The following is a 21,179-nucleotide window of genomic DNA, read 5'->3' on the forward strand; positions in this document are numbered from 1 at the left end:
ACGCCGCCCGTTTCTCCCCTCTCCAAAAGGATATCGCATGTCGCGTCTTTCCGCCGGTTCGCCGGCCATGGTGCTCGTCACCGTCTGCATCGCCCAGTTCATGGCCCCGTTCATGCTCACGTCGGTGGGCGTGGCCCTGCCCTCGCTCGGCCGGGAGCTCGGGGCCACGGCCATGCAGCTCGGGCTCATCGAACAACTCTATGTCGTGTCCCTGGCCATGGGCATGCTCGCCTTCGGGCGCTGGGGCGACATCGTGGGCCAGCGCCGGGTGCTGTTGCCGGGGCTGGCCGTATTCACGGTCCTCACGTGTTCCCTGGGATTCACCACGTCCGTGCACATGGTGCTGCTCCAGCGCTTTTTCCAGGGCCTCGGCGCGTGCATGATGCTTTCCGGATCGCTGGCCTTGGTGGCCGCGGCCTATCCGCCGGAACTGCGCGGCCGCAAGATCGGCATCGTCTCGGCGTTCACCTATGCCGGCCTTTCCGTGGGCCCGGTGCTCGGAGGCTACGTGACGGGCCATTTCGGCTGGCGCTACGTGTTCCTCATGTCCGCGCCGCTCGGCATCGCGGCCACGGCCATGTGCCTTTTCGGCATGCGCGAGGCCCCGAGAAACGCCTCGGGCGAGCGCATGGACTGGCGCGGCGGCATGTTCTACGCGGCGAGCGTCGGACTTTTCATGCTGGGCGCGGCCCATGCCCGGGAGATTCCCCTGGGGCCGGCCATGCTGGGGGGCGGCCTGCTTGGCCTGGCCGTCTTCCTGCGCCTGCAGGCGCGCACGCGCTGCGCCCTGCTCGACATGCACCTGCTCACGCACAACCGCTTTTTCACCCTGAGCTGCCTGGCGGCGCTCGGCAACTACGCCGCGACCTTCGGCATCACCTTCCTCATGAGCCTGTACCTGCAATACGCCAAGGGCCTGCCGCCGCGCATGGCCGGGTTCGTGCTGCTGTTCCAGCCCATCCTGCAAGTGGTGGCCTCGCCCATCGCCGGGCGGCTGACGGAGCGGTTCGCCGCGGAAAAGCTCGCGACCGTGGGCATGCTGGTCAGCTCCGCCGGCCTGTTCCTGGCGGCCGCGACCGCAAGCGCGACCACACCCCTCTGGCTGCTCGTCGCGGAGCTGATGCTCATCGGCACGGGGTTCGGCGTCTTCATCACGCCCAATTCCACGGCGATCATGGGCAGCGTGCAGCAGCGCCAGTTCGGGCTGGCCTCGGGCATGATCGCGGCCATGCGCACGCTCGGCATGGCCGTGTCCATGACCACGGTCACGCTGATTTTCTCGCTTCTGATGGGCGACGCGACGATCACGCCGGACACGCTGCCGGCGTTTCTGACAAGCATGCGCATCGGGCTTTCGGCCTTCGCCGTGTTCTCGTGCCTGGGGGTGATTTTGTCGCTGTGGCGGGGGAAAAAGGCGGGAGGGACCGGCCAGCCCCTCCCGCGCACGGAAGCTACTTGTAGTAAATCTTGACCTCGTTGGTCCCCGGCGTCTCGTTGCCCGGGGTGGGGCGGCCGGCGGTGATGACCACCGGCTCGCCCGGCGCGATGTCCGGGCAGGCGCGCACGAACGCCTCCACGCGGGCGATGTGGTCCTCGTCGGAACCGCCCTCGATCAGGCGCGGCCGCACGCCCCAGGCGAAGTTCAAGAAACGCAGCACGCGCGGGTCCGGCGTCACGCCGAAAATCTGCTGGCGCGGCCGGCGGCTCGAGGTGATCCGGGCGTTGTAGCCGCTCAAGGAATGGCAGACGATGGCCTTGGCCTCCATGTTGTCGGCAATCAGGCACGCCGAATAGGCCACGAACTTGCCCGGGTTCTTCTCGCGCTTGGGCGCGTAGGGCGAAGGAATGCGCTCCAGGTAGTACTCCAGCGCATTGTCGGAAATCTCCCGCATCACGCGCACCGTCTCCACCACATGGTCGCCCACGGCCGTCTCCTCGGACAGCATGACGCAGTCCGCGCCGTCCAGGATGGCGTTGGCCACGTCCGTGGATTCCGCGCGGGTCGGGATGGGGTTTTTGACCATGGAGAGCAGCATCTGCGTGGCCACGATGACCGGGCGCTGGGCGTGGCGGCAGGCGCGGATGATCTTCTTCTGGATGATCGGCAGCTCCGGGATGGGGCACTCCAGGCCAAGGTCGCCGCGCGCCACCATGACCGCGTCCGTGACCTTGAGGATCTCGTCCAAGTTGTCCACGGCGTTTTGCCGTTCGAGCTTGGAGACCACGGGCGCCCAGACGCCGTGCTTCTTGATCTCCTCCTTGGTCATGACCACGTCGCCCGCGTTTTGCACGAACGAGATGGCCAGGGCGTCCACGCCCACTTCGAGGCCCTCGTGGAGGTCCTTGACGTCCTTGGCCGTCAGCGCCGGCAGGGGATGGTGCTTGCCGGGAAAGGCGATACCCTTGTTCGACGAAAGCAGGCCCGCGTTCTGCGCCTCGATCTCGTAGAGCCGGTCGGCCTTTATCTCGCGGGTGACGTAGAACTGGAGCAGGCCGTCGCTCAAATTGACGGGCATGCCCACGCGCAGGCCGGCGAGCAGCTCGGGCATGTCGAGCGAGACGAACACGCGTTCGTCCTTGGCCGGATCGGGGCGTTCGTCGGGAAGCCCCAGCAGCAGGCATTCGCCCTTGTCCACGGTGCGCGGCGAGTCGGCCACTTCGCCGATGCGGGTTTTCGGGCCGCACAGGTCGCCGAGCGCGGTCAGCGGAATGCCGAATTCCCCTTCCAGGGAGCGGATGGTCTTGATGATGGGCTCGAAATAGGCGGCGTCGGCATGGGAGAAATTGAGACGAAAGATGCGCACGCCGTGCCGGACCATTTCACGCATGATTTCCGGTTTGAGCGACGCGGGACCCAGGGTGGCCACGATCTTGGTGTGCATGCTTGCCTCCAGGCGTGTCCGGCCCGCCTCCCGGCGCACGGCGGGAAAAAGCGGATGCATGCCGGACGGGTTTGGGATAGGCTAATCCCCGGCTGATTGCCGTTTCGCGACAACCCCCTGTCTACTGGGGTCCCGCATTTTGGACAAGGCCGAAGGCATGCGCAAGGAGGATGACGTTTCATGGGCAGCGACGCGGATTTCAACGAAGCCAAGGGGAAAGGGACCTGCAAGGAGGGGCGTTCCGGACAGGAACCCTGTTTCCCTCCCGTTTCCTTCATCACCTTCGTTCTCTCCCTGGCCCAGTCGGCCATGGTGCTCATGGGCGAAGCCCCGGACCCGGACACGGGCGAGTACATGCAAAACCTGCCGCAGGCCAAGCACACCATCGACATCCTGGCCATGCTCGACTGCAAGACGCGCGGCAACCTCGGCGGCGAGGAACGCGACGTCCTCGAAAACATTCTGTGCGAACTGCGTATGACCTACGTCAGGAAGCAGTAACCCCGGAGACCGCCATGGAAACCATTCCCGTCGGCCTCGTCGGCGTCACGGGCTATACCGGCATGGAGCTGGCCCGCATCCTGGCCGTGCATCCCGTGCTGCGGCTTGCGCGCGCCACGTCCCGCACCGAGGCCGGCAAACCCCTGTCCGCCATCTATCCCTTCCTGCAGGGCTTCATGGCCGGCGACGTGCGCATGACCGAACCGGACGCCGCCGACTTGGCCGCGTCCTGCAAACTGGTCTTTCTCGCCGTGCCCCACGGCGCGGCCATGGACTACGCCGCCGAGCTGCTCGCCGCCGGGCTCAAGGTCGTGGACCTTTCCGCCGACTTCCGCCTGGCGGACAAGGACGTCTACGCCGCCTGGTACGGCCTGGACCACCGCCACCCCGACCTTCTGCCCCAGGCCGTCTACGGCCTGCCGGAGCTCTACGGCCCGGCCATCAAGAAGACCCGGCTCGTGGCCAACCCCGGCTGCTACCCCACCTCGATCATCCTCGGGCTGGCCCCGGCGCTTGGCGCGGGGCTCGTCGAGACCGACGGCATCGTGGCCGACAGCAAGTCCGGCGCGTCCGGGGCCGGGCGCAAGGCCGCCGTACCCACGCTTTTTTGCGAGGTCCACGACACCTTCCGCGCCTACAACCTGGGCAAGCACCGCCACACCCCCGAGATCGAGCAGGAAGTCTCGAAAATCGCCGGCGCGGGGATCACCCTGTCGTTCAATCCGCACCTGCTGCCCATCGACCGGGGCATCCTCTCCACCATCTACACGCGCCTGACGCGCGAGGCGACCGTGGAAGAGGTCCATGCCCTCTACAAGAAGCACTACGCGGACAACTCCTGGGTGCGCGTGCTGCCGCCGGGGAAACTCCCCGAAACGCGCTTCGTGCGCGGCACCATGTTCTGCGACATCGGCCTCGTGGTCGATGCGCGCACCGGCCGGCTCGTCATCGTTTCGGCCATCGACAACCTCTGCCGCGGCGCGTCCGGCCAGGCCGTGGCCTGCGCCAACCTGATGACCGGCCTGCCGCTCGACACGGGGCTGCACCTCGCGCCCCTGATGCCGTAACAAGGGAAGACGGAAGATGCGGGGAGGGAACCCCTTTTTTGAAAAAAGCGGTTCCCTCCCCGCGCCCCTCCCTCCCGAAAACTTTCATGGGGAGATGCCGGCCTTCCCGGCCAAAAGCATATTTTGCAGTCGGGATGACGCCTTCCCGAACGGTCATTTCGACGAGTCTTCGAGGAGAAATCCCTTTCTCCGAGAGCACAGGAGAACCGCATGACGCTCGACAACGTGCGCCGGCTCTACGAGCGCTTCGATACGGACAAGGAACTGCGCGCCAGGCTGTACGCGGCCGAAGGCCCCGAGGGCCGCGAGGCCGTGCTGCGCGAGGCGGGACTTTATTTCTCCGACGTCGAATTCGACGAGATGGAAAGCGTGCTCCACGTCAAGTGCCAGACCCACGAGCAGGCCGAGCGCTTTTTCGAATTCCGCGACTGGTGGAATTTCCTGCGCCACTCGTCGTAAAGGAGGCATCCTGCCATGGTCGATGCTTTTCCCCTGCCGCAATGCGCCCTGTGCCCCTACGACTGGTCCGAACGCTTCTGCCGCACGGGCAAGGGCAAGGCCCCCAAGGACTGCCCGTCGCTGCATATGCGCGCCCTCACGCAGGACGCCGTGGCGCGCAGCACGTCCCCGGAGCTCGGCTCCTTCGCCAAGGCGGCCTCGGTGCAGGAGGCCACCTGCTACGGCGGCCGCGAGGCCGGCTACGACGCCGTGCGCACCATCAAGCCCCGTATCGTGGAGATCGTGGAATTCGCCCGGCGCATGGGCTACGCGCGCCTGGGACTGGTCTTCTGCGTCGGCCTGCGCAAGGAAGCGGCCGTGGTCCACGAGATCCTGGCGACCAACGGCTTCGAGGTCGCCTCGGTCTCCTGCAAGGTCGGCGGCGTGTCCAAGCAGGTCCTCGGCATCGCCCCGGAAGATCAGGTCGATCCGGCGGCGGCGCACGAAACCATGTGCAACCCGGTCATGCAGGCGCTGGCCGTCAACGCGGCGCAGACGGACTTCAACGTGCTGCTCGGGCTTTGCGTCGGGCACGATTCCCTTTTCTTCAAGCACGCCGCGGCCATGGGCACGGTGCTCGCGGTCAAGGACCGTCTGCTCGGCCACAATCCCCTGGCCGCCATCTACCAGTACGAGAGCTATTACAGGTATCTCAAAAAGCCGCTGCCGTAGGGAGGGGCTTTTTCCGGGAGGGCGGAGAGGGACTTGGCCCCCTCGCCCCGCGACACCTCACGGCTCGCTCATCGACTCGTGCAATCCCCGGAGGATCGGGTCGAGCAGGTAGCTGGCCACGCGTCGCTTGCCGACAAGGATTTCCGCCGTGAGCGTCATGCCGGGCAGGAGCCGGAAGTCCGGCCCGACCCCGCGCAGCTGCGTCGCCGTCAGGCGGATGCGCGCCTTGTAATATACGCCGCCGCCCTGCTCGTCCTCGCCCGCGGCCTTGGCCCCTTCGTCCACGAAGGCATCGGGGCTGACCATGCGTACCACGCCGTCCACGAAACCATGGCGCTGGAACGGGAAAGCCGCGAGCTTCAACCGCGCCGCTTCGCCTTCGCGGATGTGCCCGATGTCCTTGGCCGCGATCTCCACCTCGGCTTCCAGGGCGTCCGGCCCGTCGCCAAGCGGTACCAGCGTGCAAAACGTCTCCGCCGCCTTGGCCACCGACCCCTCCGAAAGCGGCGCGACGTCCTTGACCACCGCGTCGGCCACGGCGGTCAGTTCCACAAGCTCGTTGCGGCGCGAGGCCTTGGCCAGGGTGTGCTCCACTTCGTCAAGCTGCTGGCTGGACTCGAGCAACTGGCTCGCGGTCTGGGAGTACCAGTTGCTGCTGAACGCCTGCCGCTCCATCCTGGCCTGGCTGAGCTTCTCCTTGAGCAGCTCCTCCTTGTCCACGGCCTTGGCCACGAGGTCGTCCACACGCAGGCGCTCGCGTAACGCGCCCAGGTATTCCACCTTGCTCGCGCTTCCCCCGGGGGAAAGCTTGGCGTACATTTGTTCGATTTGCTTGGCCAACTCCCCCTGCTCGGCCAAACGCTTCTGCTCGTTCTTCACGGCGGCGAGACCTTCCTCGAGTGTGGCCACCTCGCGCTCGCTGGCCTCGACCTTGGCGCGGTATTCCTCCTTGCGCAGGGTGAAAAGCGCCAGGCGCACCCGCTCCTCGGGGTCGGGGGAATCGGAAGACGCGGCGGGCAGGGGCTTGCCGTAGAGTTCGGCGGCAAGCAGCGCCGTAAAAGCGGCGAGAAACCGCCGTTTGGCCACGAGCTGCCCGAGGTCGGCGCTGGCGAAGGTCGGGTCGAGAGTGGCCAGCACCGCGCCTTTTTTCACCACATCGCCCGGGCGCACGTTGATCGCCCGCACCACCGCCGTCTCCAGCGGCTGCACCAGGATGGGCGGCACCCTGGTCACGAGCATGCCCTTGGCCGAAACCACGCGATCGAGCTCGGAATACCACGACCACAGCGCGCCGAAGACCAGGGCCGCGAAAATACAGTAGAGCGCCCATCTGGCCTGGGGCGGCAGCCGCCCCTCGCCCACGGCCACGGCGTCGGGCTGGAACTCCATGGCCTCGCGGCGGATGCGCGCCATGTCAGCGCATCCCCTTGGTCTGGCGCTCCCAGAGGGTGCGGTAGATCTCGCAACGTTCGAGGAGCGTGGCGTGCGGCGCCATATCCACCACTTTCCCCCGGTCGAGCACCATGATGCGGTCGGCGTTGCGCAGCGTCGAAAGGCGGTGGGCCACGATGATCGTGGTGCGTCCCTTGGCGATGCCGTCGAGGTTTTCCTGGATGCGCGCCTCGCTTTCCGGATCCAGCGCGCTCGTGGCTTCGTCGAAGATCATGATGCGCGGGTCCTTGAGCAGCGCGCGGGCGATGGCCAGACGCTGCTTCTGCCCGCCCGAAAGGTTGGCCCCGTTTTCCTCGAGCAGGGTGTCGTAGCCGGCGGGCAGGCGCTCGATGAATTCGTCGGCCCCGGCGAGGTGCGCAGCCTGGCGCACGGCGTCGAGGTCCGCACCGGGGCTGGTCATGGCGATATTGTCGCGCACGGTGCCGTGGAAGATGAAGTTCTCTTGCAGGACCACGCCGATGTTCTGGCGCAGGTGCACCACGTCGAGGTCGCTTATGGGCACGCCGTCGAAGCGGATGCGCCCGCCGGAAAGGGGATAGAGGCCCTGGATGAGCCGGGTGAGCGTGGTCTTGCCCGAGCCGCTGCGTCCGACGACGCCGAGAATTTCTCCCGGTTCCAGACGCAGGGATACGCCGTCGAGCGCCGGGGCGTCGCCGGGGTTGTAGGCGAAACGGGCCTCGGCCACCTCCAGCGCGCCCTCGATCCGGGGCCGCGCCCCGCCGCGCACGAGTCCGGCCTCGGGCTTGCGGTTCATGATCTCGCCGAGCATGGCTACGGCCAGATGCACCTTCTGGTACTCGTGGATGAGCTCCACGATGCGGATAAGCGGCATGGTCACGGACTGGGAGAGCATCTGAAAGGCGATGAGTTCGCCCATGGAGATGGTATTGTCGAACACGCCCCGCGCGCCCACCCAGATGACGGCCACGGTCATGAGCCGTTCCAGGGTCTTGACCAGCGCGTTGCCGAGCGCCGACATCTTGCGCACGTCGAAGTTGCGCGACACGGCCCCGGCCGAGCCCTCCTCCCAGCGCCGCTGGCGCGTGCCCTCGAGCGCCAGGCACTTGATGGTGCCCACGCCATGGATGGTTTCGACGAGCAGTGCCTGCCGCTCGCCCTCGGCGGCATAGAGCGCCATGAGCCGGCGGTGGAACGGGCCGACGAGCGCCCCGATGGCCCCGGCCGTGACCAGGGCGAAGGCCACGACGATCATCGTGAGTTTCGGGCTGTAGAGATAGAGCACGGGCAGGAAGACCACGAGCGAGGAGGCGTCGAGCAGGGTGTTTAAGAGGTTGCCCGTGAGAAATTCCCGCACCTGGTCGGTCTGCTGCATGTGCTTGATGATCACGCCCGCGAAGCTGCGCTCGAAAAACGGCAGCGGCAGCTTGATCATATGGGCGAAGGTCTCCATGGCCAGGCGCAGGTCGATCTTGGTGGTGGCGAAGCGCAGCAGGTATTCGCGCAGGTAGCGCAACGCGCCTTCGAAGCAGATGGCGGCCACCACGCCGACGCCGAGCACGTTGAGGGTCGACAGGGTGTGGTGGGCGAGCACCTTGTCCACCACGTTCTGGAAATACAGCGGCACGGCGAAAGCGAGGCCATGCATGAAAAAGGCGATTCCGGCGATTTCGAGGAAGATGCGCTTTTCCCGGGCCACCTGCGGCCAGAACCAGGACAGGCTGAAGCGTCTGGCGTCGGAGGCCCCGGTCTTTTTCTTGCGAAAAAGCGCGACCTCGCCCGTGAAAAGCCCCGCCAGCCCGGCCTCGGGCACGAACACGAAGGGGTTGCCCGCGGCGGCATGCTCCCGGTCATAGAGCACGAGTTCGCGCCCGCCGCCGGGGACCTGGCGCGCCCCCGAAAGCACGGCCGTGGTTCCGTCCCTGCGCACGGCCAGGGCCGGATAGGCCTCGCCGAGCTCCAGGAGGCCCCGAGGCGGCAGGCGGCGACGCCTGGCGGCAAGGCCAAGGCCTCCGGCCAGGCGCAGGACCGTGGCCATGGTGAGAACCCGCCCGGCCAGGCCATGCCGGGAGACAAGATCCGTCGCATCCGCGACCAGGCCGTGGTGACGGGCGATGACGACGAAATCGTCCAGTGCGGAGGCCGGCAGGCTGCCCATGGGGGTTATGCCCCGACCTCGCCATCGGCGTCGCCGTTTTCGCCGTCCCCGCCCTCCAGGGGCTTGAGCTTGCGGCGCAGGCTTTCCCGACTGATGCCGAGCACCCGCGCGGCCTGGGTGCGGTTGCCGCCGCATTCGGCCAGGCAGGCCTCGATGGCCTCGCGCTCGAGCTCCTTGAGCCGCCCCACCGAGGCCTTGTGCCCGCCCCCGGACACCGGCACCACGGGCATGACGCGGTCCAGGGCGTGGCGCACCTCGCGCGAGAGATCCTCCATGTGGATGGTGTCGGTGTAGGCCAGGGCCACGGCGCGCTCGACCTCGTTTTCCAGCTCGCGGATGTTGCCCGGCCAGGGATAGCGCATGAGCGCCTCGCGGGCGCGCTTGGAGAAGCTCATGCGGCCCCGGCCCATGTTGCGGGCGAACCCGGCCAGGAAATTCTCGGCCAGCAGCGGGATGTCGTCCGTGCGTTCGCGAAGCGGCGGCAGGTCGAGATGCACGACCTTGATGCGGTAATAGAGGTCGCGCCGGAAGCGCCCGAGCTCCAGATCCTGTTTGAGGTCGCGGTTGGTGGCCGAGACCAGGCGGATGTCCACGTGCTGCGACCCGCGTCCGCCCACGGGCACCACTTCGCCCAGCTCCAGCACGCGCAGGATCTTGGCCTGGCTGGCCTCGGACATGTCCCCGATCTCGTCGAGAAAAAGCGTGCCGCCGTTTGCCCCCTCGATAATGCCCTTGCGCTTTTCCACGCCCGTGGCCACCCCCTTTTCGATGCCGAAGAATTCGCTTTCGAAAAGCGTCTCGGGCACGGCCGTGCAGTTGACGGCCATGAACGGTCCATGCCGCCGCCGACCGGAATAGTGCACCACTTTGGCCACCATCTCCTTGCCTGTGCCGGTCTCGCCGGTGATGAGCACGTTGACCGTGGTCTCGGCGACGCGCTGGGCGAGCTGGAGCACCTTGGACATGCGGGGGCTCGCGCCGATGACGCGGGACGGAGAAAAATTCTGGCGCAGCTGGCTCTTGAGCGCCGCGTTTTCGAGCTTGAGCTGCCTTTCGATGTGCCTGAGTTCGCTGTGGGAGTTGTCGAGGCGATCCACGGCCTCTTCCAGCAGTTTCTCGCGGTCGCGCACATAGGAGAGCATGGCCTCGAATCGATCGAGCAGGTCGCATTGCGCCTTGGGGCGGCCGGGAAGCTTGTCGAGAAGGCGGCGACAGCCGAGCAGGGCGTCGTCGGCCGCATCATAGGCCGCGTCGGAGACGAGGGCGGCGAAGCGGGACAGGTGGGCGGTCAGGTCCGGGGTCAGCGGCACGGGCGACTGGGGCGACTGGGGCATCGAACCTCCCTGCGCGGCAGACCGCGCGATCCCGCGAACGCATCGCGGGCTCGTTCACGTGTAACTCAAAAGACAATCCCACGCAATTCTGGAGCGTTAGAGAGATCTCGCGATGTCGTGCAACCGCGACGCCCCGGCGTCGGACGCAGCATCCGCTGCGGGGAAAACGCCTCGTATGCAGGCAGGCCCGCCTCGAAACATGGCGGGCGCACGCGCTTCCGCTTTCTCCTTTTCCAATCAATACAGGCAACTATGTTTTGGCATGATCTTCGCTCATAGGGGAGTCAGGAAAGGTGAGCAAACGCAACCAACCAAATCCCCGGAGGGTAGGAAAATGAGCTGGAGTTCCTTTTTTTCCAAGGTGACGGCGGCGGTGAAGTCTGTGGCCACTGCGGTGAGCAACGCCATCCCGGCGGCGAGCTCGCTGCTGAGCACTGTCACCTCGGCCGCGAACTGGGCGGCGGACACGGTAAGCACCGCGGCCAACTGGGTATCGAACACGGTTTCCACAGCGGTGTCCTATGTCAAGGACACCGTGTCCACGGTATCAAGCATGGTGGCCGACGCCGCCTCCTCTTCGGGATCCGCCCTGGTGTCGAAGATCCAGGACACCGTGGCGTATGTGGCTGACCGGGTGAGCACCGCGGTGGAATGGACGACGGACAAGGTGTCCACGGCCGTGGACTACGTGAAGGACACCATTGCCACGGGCACGCAGTACGCCGACACCATCGTGGACCAGGCCCAGGACGTGGCCAGCGCTGTCACCAGCGGCTCAAGCACCGCCTCGACCGGCTCCGCGACCACGGACAGCGCCACCGCGACGACCACGGCCGCGAGCGGCACGACGAGCGATACGGGAAGCGCCGCCAAGACCGACACGACCACGGCCGTCGCGACATCCGGCGATTCGGCCGCCTACAAGGACTACACCGGCGTGAGCACGACCGCGTCGTCGCAGGCGACCGTGGCCGACACGTCGAGCACGAACAAGAGCCAGTTGCTCGCCGCGTAACCGCAAGCAGGCGCCAGCAACGCAAACGCCCCTGCCGGCAACCGTCGGCAGGGGCGTTTTTCGCGTCTCGTCGCGGCCCGGCTCAGTCTTCGCCCAGGCCGTTGCGGTCGTCGATGACGCGCTTGGTCTTGCCGTAGCTGCGGGGAAGCGTCCCGGGCGGCAGGATCTCCACCCAGCCGCGCACGAGCAGGTGCTTGCGCAGTTCGATGGAGATGGCCTCGGACAGGTTCTGGTCCAGGTCGGCGCTGGACGTGGGCTTGCGCTCGACCTTGACCACCATCTGGTCGCGGCCGTCGCGGCGCAGCAGGCGAATCTGGAACTCGCTGTCCACGTCGCGGAACTCCTCCAGGACACTCGCGATCTGGCCGGGGTAGATGTTGACGCCCCGGAAGATGAACATGTCGTCGGAACGGCCGCAGATGCGGTCGTGGCGCGGCAGCGAGCAGCCGCATGCGCACGCCCCGGGCACGAGCCGCGTCAGGTCGCGGGTGCGGTAGCGCACAAGCGGCACGGCCTCCTTGCACAGGCTCGTCACCACCATCTCGCCCACCTCGCCCGGCGTGACCGGAGCCAGGGTCACGGGGTCGAGCACTTCCAGGATGAACTTGTCCGCCCAGTAATGCACGCCCTGGTGCGCGGAACATTCCAGGCCCATGCCCGGGCCATAGAGCTCGGTCATGCCCGTGATGTCGAAGCTTTCCTCGAGCCCGAGCCACTTCTCGAAGCGGCGGCGCATCTTGTCGGTGTGGGTCTCGGCCCCGAAAATGACCTTCCTGAGTTTCAGGCGCTTGCGCATGTCGCGCTTTTGCACCTCCTCGGCCATGAGCAGCGCCATGGAGGCCGTGGCGCACAGGCATGTCGTGCCCATGTCCTCGAGCAGCTGGACATGGATTTCCATGTTGCCCGGCCCCACGGGCAGGGCCATGGCCCCGAAGCGCTCGCAGCCCAGCTGGAAGCCCGCGCCGGCCGTCCAGAGGCCGTAGCCCACGGCAATCTGCACCCGGTCCAGGGGCGTCAGCCCCGCCAGCTCGTAGCAGCGGGCGAACAGGTCCTTCCAGGTGTCGATGTCCCGTTGCGTGTAGGCCAGGATCTTGCGCTTGCCCGTGGTGCCGGAGGAGGCGTGGATGCGCACCACCTGCTCCTCGGGGACGCAGAGCAGCGGCAAGGGGTAGCCGTCGCGCAGATCCTCGACCGTGGTCACGGGCAGACGGCGCAAATCGTCCAGGGAGAGCGTTTGTCCCGGCTCGTAGCCGATGCCCGCCAGACGCTCGCGGTAGACGGGACTGCCGGAGAAGGCGTGGCGGCAGGTCCAGTTGAGGCCGTCCGCCTGGATGGCGGCCAACCGATCGGGGGAAAGGTCCGGCAGAAAACGGTAAGGGCTCATGAGCGGCTCCGGGAAACGAGATCGGTTGGGGCTTTTATCCGAAAACCGCGATAAAGAAAACGCCCGCGACCATCAAAAGTGCCCCGGGCAGGCGATGCGCCAGGTCCGGCTCGCGCAGGACCAGGGCGCCGAGCAGCACGCCGAAGACGATGCTCAGCCGCTTGACCGCAATGACGTAGGACACTTGCGTCAGCGGCAAGGCGTGCATCTGGCAGACGATGCCGATGGCCTCGAGCAGCCCGGCCACGGCCACGGGCCAGGGCGGCAGCCCGGGCAACCGCCGCCCGGCCCGAGCCTTCTTCACGAGGCGCGGCCCGAGCAGGGCCAGGAAGGTTGCGGTATAGACCGCCGCCCCCCAGAAAAGCGGCGACGAAGCCCGCAGCCCGAGCTTGTCGAGGTTGGCCCCGATGCTCCAGATGGCGGCGACGGCGAGCATCAGCCGCGGCCCCCGGCGCGTCCACAGCGCTTTGATCGGGCCGAGCACGCCGCTCTTGCGTTCGCGCAGGTTGAGCACGTACGCCCCGGCGACCACCAGGGCGATGCCGCACAGCCCGCCCGGCTCGGGGAATTCGCCCAGGGTCAGGGGCGAGGTGACGAGCAGGAAAAGGGGCGTGAAGGCCAGCATGGGCAGGGTCAGCGACAAGTCTCCGGCCTTGAGCGCGAGGCCGTAGAGCCAGTAGGTCACGCCGCCGAGGACACCGCCCACGGCGAGGCAGGTCCAAAACGGGGCCACGAGGGTAACGGGCGGCCCCGCGGCCACGGCCAGCCACAAAATGACCGAGGCCGACAGGCAGTAGCCGATCATGGCCGTGGTCGCGTCCAGCGAGGCCAAGGACCGCTTGAGAAAAGTGTCCTTGACCGCCTGGGTCAGGGCTGTGACGCACGAAAGCGCGAACCAGTTCATAGGGCGCTGCGCCGGCTCGCGTGCCGCGACGGCGCGGCACGCAACGAGAAGGGTTGGGCGGGGATCATGGCGGCGCGAAGGACTCCGTGGGGCGTTTTGCCGAAAGAACCCGACGCGGCGGCCAGGCAGGACAACCTATCCGTCTCCCGGAGCCGGGGCAAGAAGGCGCTTCCGGCTGGCCGCCCGCGCGACGGGAAAAGGCTCTGGTGTTCGTCACGGACAAATCCCGCGCCGTCTACGTGCCCACGCGCCTGGGCTACGCCGTGGTCGTCAGTCCCGGCGAGCCGCCGCGCGGCGGCAGGCCTGCGATATAGAGGGTTGGGGGGGAGAGAGGGAGGGAAAGAACGCCTCCGGCGGCCAGGAAGGACCGAGAGCCCCTCCCGGACCACCCCGCAAGGGGAAAACAAGGCAGCGTGTATGTGGTAAACGACAAACGGCCGAAACCCGAAGGTTCCGGCCGCCGTCGTGGGGTTTAGGGTTATGGAGGTAGTGTGGGATGCGCTCTATGGTCTGCCCGGCATGGCCGGACCGCCTTGCGTTGCTTGCGGGGTGGGCCGCCACCGATGCGCCCTACCCCGCTTCGCCGGATTTTCCGGCTGCGTTGGGTTCTTCTTTAGAGTAAATGAAAATAATAATCAAGATCAAAATAGCCTTTTTCCCGCTGCCATAAAAAAGCCGGACCGTCGGGGCTCGGCAACAAGCGACGGTCCGGCATGGGCAAAGAAGCAGGGAACAATTCCGAGGGGTTGGCGCCGCCCTCGGATGAGGCGCATCCACTCCCCGAGGAAATCGCGGCGAAGCGGCCCCGGGCAGCGACGACCTCATGCGCCGCCCGGGGCCGTCCCTGGAGCAGGACAAGCGTCATGGCCTCCCCGGCAGCGGCGGGAAGGCCACACCCTTGACCGCGCCCGGTCCATTTCGCGAAAACCGACACCGTGCGCGAAAGCGGCGATGGGGTGCCTTTCCATCGCCGCCAACGCACACGGCTGTGCGAAATGCCAAGGCATTCGGCGGGTTCGCAAAGGACACCGGCCTCATGGAGGTGTCCCTCGGCGTTCTTGATAATACTATTTTATATTTCGTAACACCGTCAAGCAGAAATACACATCCAAGCCTTGACCCACCCCCCCGGACGGATACCATGGCCATACGAGGTTCCCATGCACGACACACCGCAACTCCTGCCCATCGCCGCGCCAAACGCCATCGAGGAAAAATCCCTGGCCATCATCGACGCCGAAGTCCCCGAACCGCGCCCCTTCGCAGGCCGGCAATGGGAAATCGTGCGCCGGCTCATCCACACCACCGCCGACTTCGAAATGCTCGACCTCGTCCGCTTCTCCCATGGCGCGGTGGAAGCCGGCCTCGCCGCCCTCGCCGCCGGCGCGACCATCGTCACCGATACCGAAATGGCCCGCTGCGCCATTCCCGCCCGACGCCTGACGCCGCTCGGCGCAACCGTGCGCTGCCTCTTAAACGACCCCGACGTCGTCGCCGCCGCCACGCGCGCCAACGGCACCCGCGCCGCCGCCGCCATGGACGCCGCCCTTGCCACCATCCCCGGCCCCCTCATCTTCGCCATCGGCAATGCGCCCACCGCCCTGCTGCGCCTGCTCAAACACCTCGACGCCGGCGGCACTCCGCCCGCCTGCGTCATCGGCATGCCCGTCGGCTTCGTCAACGCCGCCGAATCCAAAGCCCTGCTCATGACCCGCGCCGATGTGCCCTGGATCGTCATCTCCGGCCGCAAAGGCGGCTCCGCCCTGGCCGGTGCTACCGTCAACGCGCTCGCCATCATGCTGCTGCGGGAGCGTGAGAGGGAAAGTGTGAAGGAATAGGAAGTTGGGGGAAAAGGCGAAGATGAAGATGCCTCCGGCGGCCAGGAGGGGATAATCCCCTCCTGGACCTCCCCGACGGGGGATGGGGAAGCGGGGGGGAGGATGGTCGGTGCGCGGTGCGGCGGGGTCTGGGGCAGCGCCCCAGCGAGTCCGGGGTAGCGCCCGGATCAGTCTGCCCAGACGACTCTGTTGCGGCCGGTGCGTTTGGCTTTGTAGAGGGCGGCGTCTGCGGCGGCGAGCATGGCGTCGAGGGAGCCGCAGGGTTTGTCGCAGATGCCGATGCTGATGGTGACGCCGACACTGGTTTTGCCGGCCTTGGCTTTGGAGCGTTCGATGCTGTTGCGCAGGTCGTTGAAGACGCCCATGGCGTGTTGGCCTTCGAGGCCGGCGGCGATGACGCAGAATTCCTCGCCGCCGAGGCGTGCGACGAAGTCGCTGCCGCGGAAGCGGTTGGCGAGGCCGTGGGCCACGTGTTTGAGGACTTCGTCGCCCACGGCGTGTCCGTAGGTATCGTTGACTTTCTTGAAGTGGTCGATGTCGATCATGGCCAGGGTCATGGCGGCCTGGCCGCAGCACAGGCGGGAGTGGATAGCCTTGGCGGCTTCGAAGAAGTGGCGGCGGTTGTAGAGGCCGGTCAGGGGGTCGCGGATGGAGGTTTCGCGCAGTTTCTGGATGTATTCGAGCATTTCCAGGTTCTGGGTGACCCGGCAGTAGAATTCTTCGCTGGAAAAGGGCTTGTTGAGGAAGTCGTTTGCGCCGTTCTTGATGAAGCGGGCGGAGAGGATGGTGTTGCCGTAGGCGGAGATGCCGATGACGGCGAGTTCGTCCTTGCGGCGGCCGCGGCGGATGCGGCGGGTGAGTTCCACGCCGTCCATGCCGGGCATGAAGTAGTCGGTGATGACGACCTTGATTTCGGGGTGTCGTTCGAGGATCGAGAGGGCGTACGCGCCGTCGTTGGCTTCGTGGACGATGAATTCGTGGGCGGTGAGCAGGCGTACGAGGTGGTTGCGCACGGTTTGGGAGTCGTCGACGACGAGGATGTGGACGAATTTATTAAGCGAGATGCGCCGCACCAGGGAGACGAGGTAATCGAGGCTGTCCGGGGATTCCTTGGAGACATAGTCCACGACCTTCTTGGACCAGATGCGGTCGCGGATTTCGGATTCCACGTCGCCGGTGAAGACGATGGCGGGGATGCCCCGGGAGATGACGTAGTCCACGATGCGCCCGTCGTCGGCGTCGGGCAGGTGCAGGTCGAGCAAGGCCACGAAAAACGTGTTGTTGTCGGGGTTTTCTTCAAGGAGATAGCGCGCTTCCTCGAAGTTCGAAGCCCAGCAGGCGTCAAAGAAAAGCTCATCCTCGATTTTCCGGATAAGGATACGGGCAAAGACTTTGCTGTCTTCGACGATGAGCACTTTTTCCATTGGGGCACGACCGAAGAAAACGATGCGGTGCCTTTTACGTATAGTCGCGGCCCGCGCAAAAAGCCAGATGCCGGTCACGGTATTTTGCCGTCGCGTCTTGCGCTCGGGTTCCCCGGGACGGTAAGGAGAAGGAAATAATTCACGGGGAGGGAATATGCGCCTTGGGATCATGCTTTTCGCCATCGTCACGGCTTTGGCCGTAAACGATCCGTGCTGGGCCCGACAGGCCGACGGCTTCGCCGGCACGCCTTTCGGGACGAACCTTGCTGCCTTGCCGTCCTTTTTGACGCTCAAAAAGAGCGGCGATGTCACATACGCCGTCAATCTCAACGAGCGTTACAGGCTGGACGGCCGCGCCCCGGTGGTGTTCTACGGCTTTGCCGCGGGGAAGCTCTTTGCGGCCTACGTGCGCCTGGACGGCCTCATCGACCGCGAAGCCATGGCCAAACGGATCACAGCGGAATACGGCAAGCCGTCCCTGTCCGCGGAGGGTGGCGTGGAGGTCCTGCGCTGGCGCAAGGGCGACGTGAAGGTCAAGCTCAAGTACGATCCTGCGACCAGGGGGCTCAAGCTCGCGTATTATTCCATCGCCAACGCCGGTCCGGCGGCCGCGCTGCCCGAACCGGACAGCGTGAACATGGACGAGCTGATGCGGACGTACGAAAAGAGCAAGATATCCAAGGGGATTTCCCTGCCAGCCCAACCTGCGCCCAAGGGATATTCGCCCTATGACGACGGTGTCACCAATCCGGCTGGCCGTTACGCTCGCCCGTGAGGGTGCGCTTGTCCTGACGCACGAACCGTCGCGGACGCTGGCCGAGGCGTTGGCGCAGGGCGTCGCCGTCCTCGACGGGGAGGGCCGTTTCCTGCGCGGCAACGCGCCCGCCCGCGCCCGCCTGGACGAGGAGGCGGGCGCGGCCTGCCATGCGGTCTTGTACGGCCGCGACGCGCCGTGCCCGGACTGTCCCCTGCGCGGCGGCGAACGCACCCGGGCCACGGGGCATGCCGCCTGCGCTGTCCTCGGCCCGGACGAAGCCCCGGCCGGAGGCGTCGTCTGCGTCTTCGATGCCCCGCCGCCGGCCTTCGATGCCAGGCGCCTCGACGGCATCCTCGAATACGCCATCACGGCCGTGTTCGTGGTGGACCTCGACTTCCGCTTCCTGTTCGTCAACAAGGCGTTCGAGCGGTTGCACGGCAAGCCCCGGGAGTTGCTGCTCGGCAGGCTCATGGCCGAGACGAGCGGGCCGGAAGCCTTTGCGCGCTTCAAGGTGGCGGCCCGGGAAGCCATTCTTTCGAAAAAAGCGGATGAAAACGAGGTTCGCCTGACCTTCGACGGCCGGGAGCGCTCCTTCCTGGCCGCGTGCATCCCGCTGACCAACGCCGCGGGCGACGTGGACGCCGTGTGCGGCATGCTCACCGAGATCACGGCCCACCGGCGGGCCGAACAGGAACTCGACGTCGCCAAAAGGCGCTATCAGGCCATCGTCGAGGACCAGACCGAACTCGTGCTGCGGCTTGATCCGCAGTTGCGGCGCCTTTTCGTCAACCGGGCCGTGGCCAAGCTGTCCGGCAAGTCCCCCGAAGCGCTCGTCGGCGGCGTGTTCCTGGAACGCCTGCCCGCACACGAGGCCACGGCGCTGCGCCGGCGCATCCTGGCCCTTACGCCGCGCGCGCCGGCCACGGAGATCCGGCATCTGTTCACGCTTGCCGACGGGCAGACGCGCTGCCTGAGCTGGACCGTGCGCGCCATCTTCGACGACGCCGGCCGGGTGGGCGAGTACCAGGCCACCGGCCGCGACGTCACGGCCTACTGGCGCATGGAGCAGGAGCTCATCAAAAGCGAGGCCAAGTATCGGGACATCTTCGAAAATTCGGCCGAAGGCATCTTCCAGTTCGACCCCGCGGGCGGCATGGCCGCCTGCAACCCGGCACTGGCCCGCATCCTGGGCTACGCTTCGGCCCAGGACGTGCTGCTCGAGCAGGGCGACCTGTTCTCGCGCATCCAGACGCGCCAGGAGGACCGGCTGGAATTCCTGCGCCTGCTCGCCCAGAACGGCCGTGCCTTCGATTACGAGATGCAGGTGGTGCGCCGCGACGGGCGCACGGTCTGGCTCTCGGTCAACGCCCGGGCCGTGCTCGACGCATACGGCCGCCTGACGCGCGTCGAGGGTGCGGCCCGCGACATCACCGACCGCAAGCGCGCCGAGGAAGAGCGCATGCTGCTGGTCTCCGCCGTGGACCAGAGCGCCGAGGGGCTGGTCATCGTCAGCCGCGACTTCAAGCTCGAATACGCCAATCCCGCCTTTGCCCAGATCGTCGGCGGCGGCCAGGGGCAGGCCGGCTCCATGGACCTCGGCGCACACATGGCGGTTTTTCTCGGGGATTCGGTGCGCAAGATGCTTTCGCTCGGCCTGCGCTGGTCCGGCCGGGTGCGCCTGACCCGGGAAAGCGGCGAGGAGGCCGTGACCGATACGCTGATTTCCCCGGTGCGCGACGCCATGGGGCAGATCGTCAACCACATTCTGCTCGTGCGCGACATGACCTACGAAACGGGTCTGGAAAAGCGGCTGCGCCAGGTGGAGAAGCTCGAAGCCATCGGCGTGCTGGCCGGTGGCGTGGCCCACGATTTCAACAACCTGCTCACGCCCATCCTGCTCAACACCGAGATGATCCTGGCCGACATCCCCTGGCGCGATCCCCTGCGCAAGCCGCTGGCCGACGTGGTCCGGGCCTCGGAGCGGGCCCGCGACCTCGTGCGCCAGCTCCTCACCTTCAGCCGCCAGGGCGAGCTGACCGTGGGGCCGCTGCCGCTCACGCCGCTGGCCAAGGAAACCGTCAAGCTGGCCCAAGGCATGGTGGACCCCCGCGTGGAGATCCGCGCGCGCATTTCCGAGCTGGCCCTGACCATCGAGGCCGACCCGGCGCAAATCCACCAGGTGCTCATGAACCTGTGCCTGAACGCCGCCCAGGCCATGCCCGAAGGCGGCGTCATGGAGGTGGGGCTTGCGGCCGTGCCCGCCCCGCCCCGCCCGACCGGCCCCTGCATCGCCGCCGGCCTGCCCCTGACCGAACTGGCCGAAGGCCCCTACGCCAGGCTCTGGGTGTCGGACACGGGCCACGGCATGGCCCCGGACATCTGCGAGCGCATCTTCGAGCCGTTTTTCACCACCAAACGGCCAGGCCAGGGCACGGGCATGGGCCTTGCCGCGGTGCACGGCATCGTCAAGGGCTGCGGCGGGGCCGTGCTGGTCACAAGCGCGGTGGGCCGGGGGAGCCTGTTCGAAGTCTACCTGCCGCTCATCCCCCGGCCCGAACCGCCTGTCGGCGAAAACGCGGTCAGTTGATGGGCGCGTCGAGCAGCTCGTAGCCCTGCCAGCCCGGGCCGTCGAAGTGCCACCACTCCGAGGGCAGCGGCTCGAAGCCCTCCTTGCGCATGGCCGCCTCCAGCCGCTTGGAGTTCGCAAGCGCCGCCTTGTCGCCGCCCGTATAGTCGCGCCGGGCCTTTTCCGTGAAATCGTCGAAGCCCGAGGGCATGGGCAGTTCGTTGCCCGCCGCGTCCACGAGCGTCAGGTCCACGGCCGCGCCCCGGTTGTGCTTGGAGCCGGTGGCGGGCTTGCCGTCCTTTTCCACGGGCTTGGCCACCCAGTCTTCGTTCGGCACCAGCGCCCAGAACTTCTTCTGGATGGAGAAGGGACGGTAGCAGTCGTAGACCTTGAGCCCCAGGCCCTGCTTCTCCAGGTCGGCCTGAACCCGGGCCAGCCGCGCGGCCACGTCCGCGCGCAGGTAGCATTTCGCGGCCGGATACACGGCCACCTTGGTGAAATTGTTCGGCGTGGCGTAGCGGATGTCGAGTTTGACGTCCGGCGCGACCTTGGTGATGTCCACGAGGCCCGCGGCCTCGGGCGTGGCCGGGCCGGCGGACACGGCCGCGACCGGCAGGGCGAGAAGCATCCACAAAACGAGCAAAGCGGTGCTGCATCGACGCATGGCGGTTCTCCTTTCCGGCGAGATTGCCGGCATGCCCGGCAAAGTCAAGCGCGTGCGACGCGGACGCCGCATGTCCGCGTCCCCGGTTGACGCCGGCTCGCCCTG

19 protein-coding genes are annotated in these 21,179 nt (G+C 66.9%); 9 read left to right on the forward strand and 10 right to left on the reverse strand.

Features of this window, described 5'->3' with window-relative positions; translation table 11 throughout:
• Positions 1–37 precede the first annotated feature (37 nt).
• Positions 38–1,471 carry an MFS transporter gene (locus tag Q368_RS0118025; RefSeq protein WP_052360279.1) on the forward strand — a complete coding sequence of 478 codons (1,434 nt, stop codon included), beginning with the start codon at positions 38–40 and terminating at the stop codon, positions 1,469–1,471.
• Here Q368_RS0118025 and pyk read toward each other — a convergent pair.
• Entirely contained in the window at positions 1,452–2,882 is a 1,431-nt protein-coding gene (gene pyk, locus Q368_RS0118030) for a pyruvate kinase (RefSeq protein ID WP_029460443.1), read from the reverse strand. The genes Q368_RS0118025 and pyk overlap by 20 nt on opposite strands.
• A 180-nt stretch (positions 2,883–3,062) precedes the next feature.
• Between pyk and Q368_RS0118035 the strand changes: the two genes are divergently transcribed.
• The 4 genes from Q368_RS0118035 (at position 3,063) to Q368_RS0118050 (ending at position 5,620) form a co-directional block, all read left to right on the forward strand.
• Complete coding sequence (locus Q368_RS0118035; protein WP_029460444.1) at positions 3,063–3,383, forward strand: DUF1844 domain-containing protein; 321 nt, start codon at positions 3,063–3,065, stop codon at positions 3,381–3,383.
• Positions 3,384–3,397: 14 nt separating this feature from the next.
• Positions 3,398–4,450: an N-acetyl-gamma-glutamyl-phosphate reductase gene (gene argC, locus Q368_RS0118040; protein WP_029460445.1), complete on the forward strand. Its 1,053-nt coding sequence runs from the start codon at positions 3,398–3,400 to the stop codon at positions 4,448–4,450.
• 210 nt (positions 4,451–4,660) lie between these two features.
• Positions 4,661–4,909, forward strand: a complete 249-nt coding sequence (locus tag Q368_RS0118045; protein WP_029460446.1) for a Nif11-like leader peptide family natural product precursor — start codon at positions 4,661–4,663, stop codon at positions 4,907–4,909.
• A gap of 15 nt (positions 4,910–4,924) precedes the next feature.
• Positions 4,925–5,620 (forward strand): DUF1847 domain-containing protein, encoded by a 696-nt coding sequence (locus Q368_RS0118050; RefSeq protein ID WP_029460447.1) that lies wholly within the window; start codon positions 4,925–4,927, stop codon positions 5,618–5,620.
• A 57-nt stretch (positions 5,621–5,677) separates the two neighbouring features.
• On the opposite strand, the gene Q368_RS0118055 is transcribed toward Q368_RS0118050, so the two are convergent.
• From Q368_RS0118055 to Q368_RS0118070, 4 genes are all read right to left on the reverse strand, one after another.
• Entirely contained in the window at positions 5,678–7,033 is a 1,356-nt protein-coding gene (locus Q368_RS0118055) for an HlyD family type I secretion periplasmic adaptor subunit (RefSeq protein ID WP_029460448.1), read from the reverse strand.
• Between the two features lies 1 nt (position 7,034).
• On the reverse strand, positions 7,035–9,188 hold the full coding sequence (locus tag Q368_RS0118060) for a peptidase domain-containing ABC transporter (RefSeq protein WP_052360280.1): 2,154 nt from the start codon (positions 9,186–9,188) through the stop codon (positions 7,035–7,037).
• A 5-nt stretch (positions 9,189–9,193) separates the two neighbouring features.
• Positions 9,194–10,522 carry a sigma-54 interaction domain-containing protein gene (locus Q368_RS0118065; protein ID WP_052360281.1) on the reverse strand — a complete coding sequence of 443 codons (1,329 nt, stop codon included), beginning with the start codon at positions 10,520–10,522 and terminating at the stop codon, positions 9,194–9,196.
• A 273-nt stretch (positions 10,523–10,795) separates the two neighbouring features.
• Complete coding sequence (locus tag Q368_RS0118070) at positions 10,796–11,032, reverse strand: hypothetical protein (RefSeq protein WP_029460451.1); 237 nt, start codon at positions 11,030–11,032, stop codon at positions 10,796–10,798.
• 25 nt (positions 11,033–11,057) lie between these two features.
• On the opposite strand from Q368_RS0118070, the gene Q368_RS0118075 reads away from it, so the two are divergent.
• On the forward strand, positions 11,058–11,537 hold the full coding sequence (locus tag Q368_RS0118075) for a hypothetical protein (protein WP_156955787.1): 480 nt from the start codon (positions 11,058–11,060) through the stop codon (positions 11,535–11,537).
• Positions 11,538–11,619: 82 nt separating this feature from the next.
• Here the strand turns inward: Q368_RS0118075 and Q368_RS0118080 are convergent, their stop codons facing one another.
• The 3 genes from Q368_RS0118080 to Q368_RS25925 all read right to left on the reverse strand — a co-directional run bounded on the left by Q368_RS0118080 (position 11,620) and on the right by Q368_RS25925 (position 14,690).
• Complete coding sequence (locus tag Q368_RS0118080; RefSeq protein WP_029460453.1) at positions 11,620–12,921, reverse strand: phenylacetate--CoA ligase family protein; 1,302 nt, start codon at positions 12,919–12,921, stop codon at positions 11,620–11,622.
• 34 nt (positions 12,922–12,955) lie between these two features.
• Entirely contained in the window at positions 12,956–13,825 is an 870-nt protein-coding gene (locus Q368_RS0118085) for an EamA family transporter (protein ID WP_029460454.1), read from the reverse strand.
• Between the two features lie 613 nt (positions 13,826–14,438).
• The gene (locus Q368_RS25925) at positions 14,439–14,690 is read right to left on the reverse strand and encodes a hypothetical protein (protein WP_156955789.1); all 252 of its coding nucleotides are present in this window, start codon (positions 14,688–14,690) and stop codon (positions 14,439–14,441) included.
• A gap of 295 nt (positions 14,691–14,985) precedes the next feature.
• Between Q368_RS25925 and Q368_RS0118095 the strand changes: the two genes are divergently transcribed.
• The gene (locus tag Q368_RS0118095; RefSeq protein WP_029460455.1) at positions 14,986–15,663 is read left to right on the forward strand and encodes a precorrin-8X methylmutase; all 678 of its coding nucleotides are present in this window, start codon (positions 14,986–14,988) and stop codon (positions 15,661–15,663) included.
• 167 nt (positions 15,664–15,830) lie between these two features.
• Here the strand turns inward: Q368_RS0118095 and Q368_RS0118100 are convergent, their stop codons facing one another.
• The gene (locus Q368_RS0118100) at positions 15,831–17,087 is read right to left on the reverse strand and encodes a response regulator (RefSeq protein ID WP_029460456.1); all 1,257 of its coding nucleotides are present in this window, start codon (positions 17,085–17,087) and stop codon (positions 15,831–15,833) included.
• Positions 17,088–17,241: 154 nt separating this feature from the next.
• Here Q368_RS0118100 and Q368_RS0118105 point away from each other — a divergent pair, with 154 nt between their 5' ends.
• Both Q368_RS0118105 and Q368_RS0118110 read left to right on the forward strand, forming a co-directional pair.
• Complete coding sequence (locus Q368_RS0118105) at positions 17,242–17,862, forward strand: hypothetical protein (protein ID WP_029460457.1); 621 nt, start codon at positions 17,242–17,244, stop codon at positions 17,860–17,862.
• The gene (locus Q368_RS0118110) at positions 17,816–20,431 is read left to right on the forward strand and encodes a PAS domain S-box protein (protein ID WP_029460458.1); all 2,616 of its coding nucleotides are present in this window, start codon (positions 17,816–17,818) and stop codon (positions 20,429–20,431) included. The genes Q368_RS0118105 and Q368_RS0118110 overlap by 47 nt, the downstream gene beginning before the upstream one ends.
• Here Q368_RS0118110 and Q368_RS0118115 read toward each other — a convergent pair.
• A complete protein-coding gene (locus Q368_RS0118115) occupies positions 20,424–21,074 on the reverse strand; it encodes a M15 family metallopeptidase (RefSeq protein WP_029460459.1) in 651 nt (216 codons plus the stop codon). The two genes, Q368_RS0118110 and Q368_RS0118115, sit on opposite strands and share 8 nt — an antisense overlap.
• Positions 21,075–21,179 lie beyond the last annotated feature (105 nt).

Origin of the sequence: Solidesulfovibrio alcoholivorans DSM 5433 (assembly GCF_000702665.1) — a bacterium.
GTDB lineage: Bacteria > Desulfobacterota > Desulfovibrionia > Desulfovibrionales > Desulfovibrionaceae > Solidesulfovibrio > Solidesulfovibrio alcoholivorans.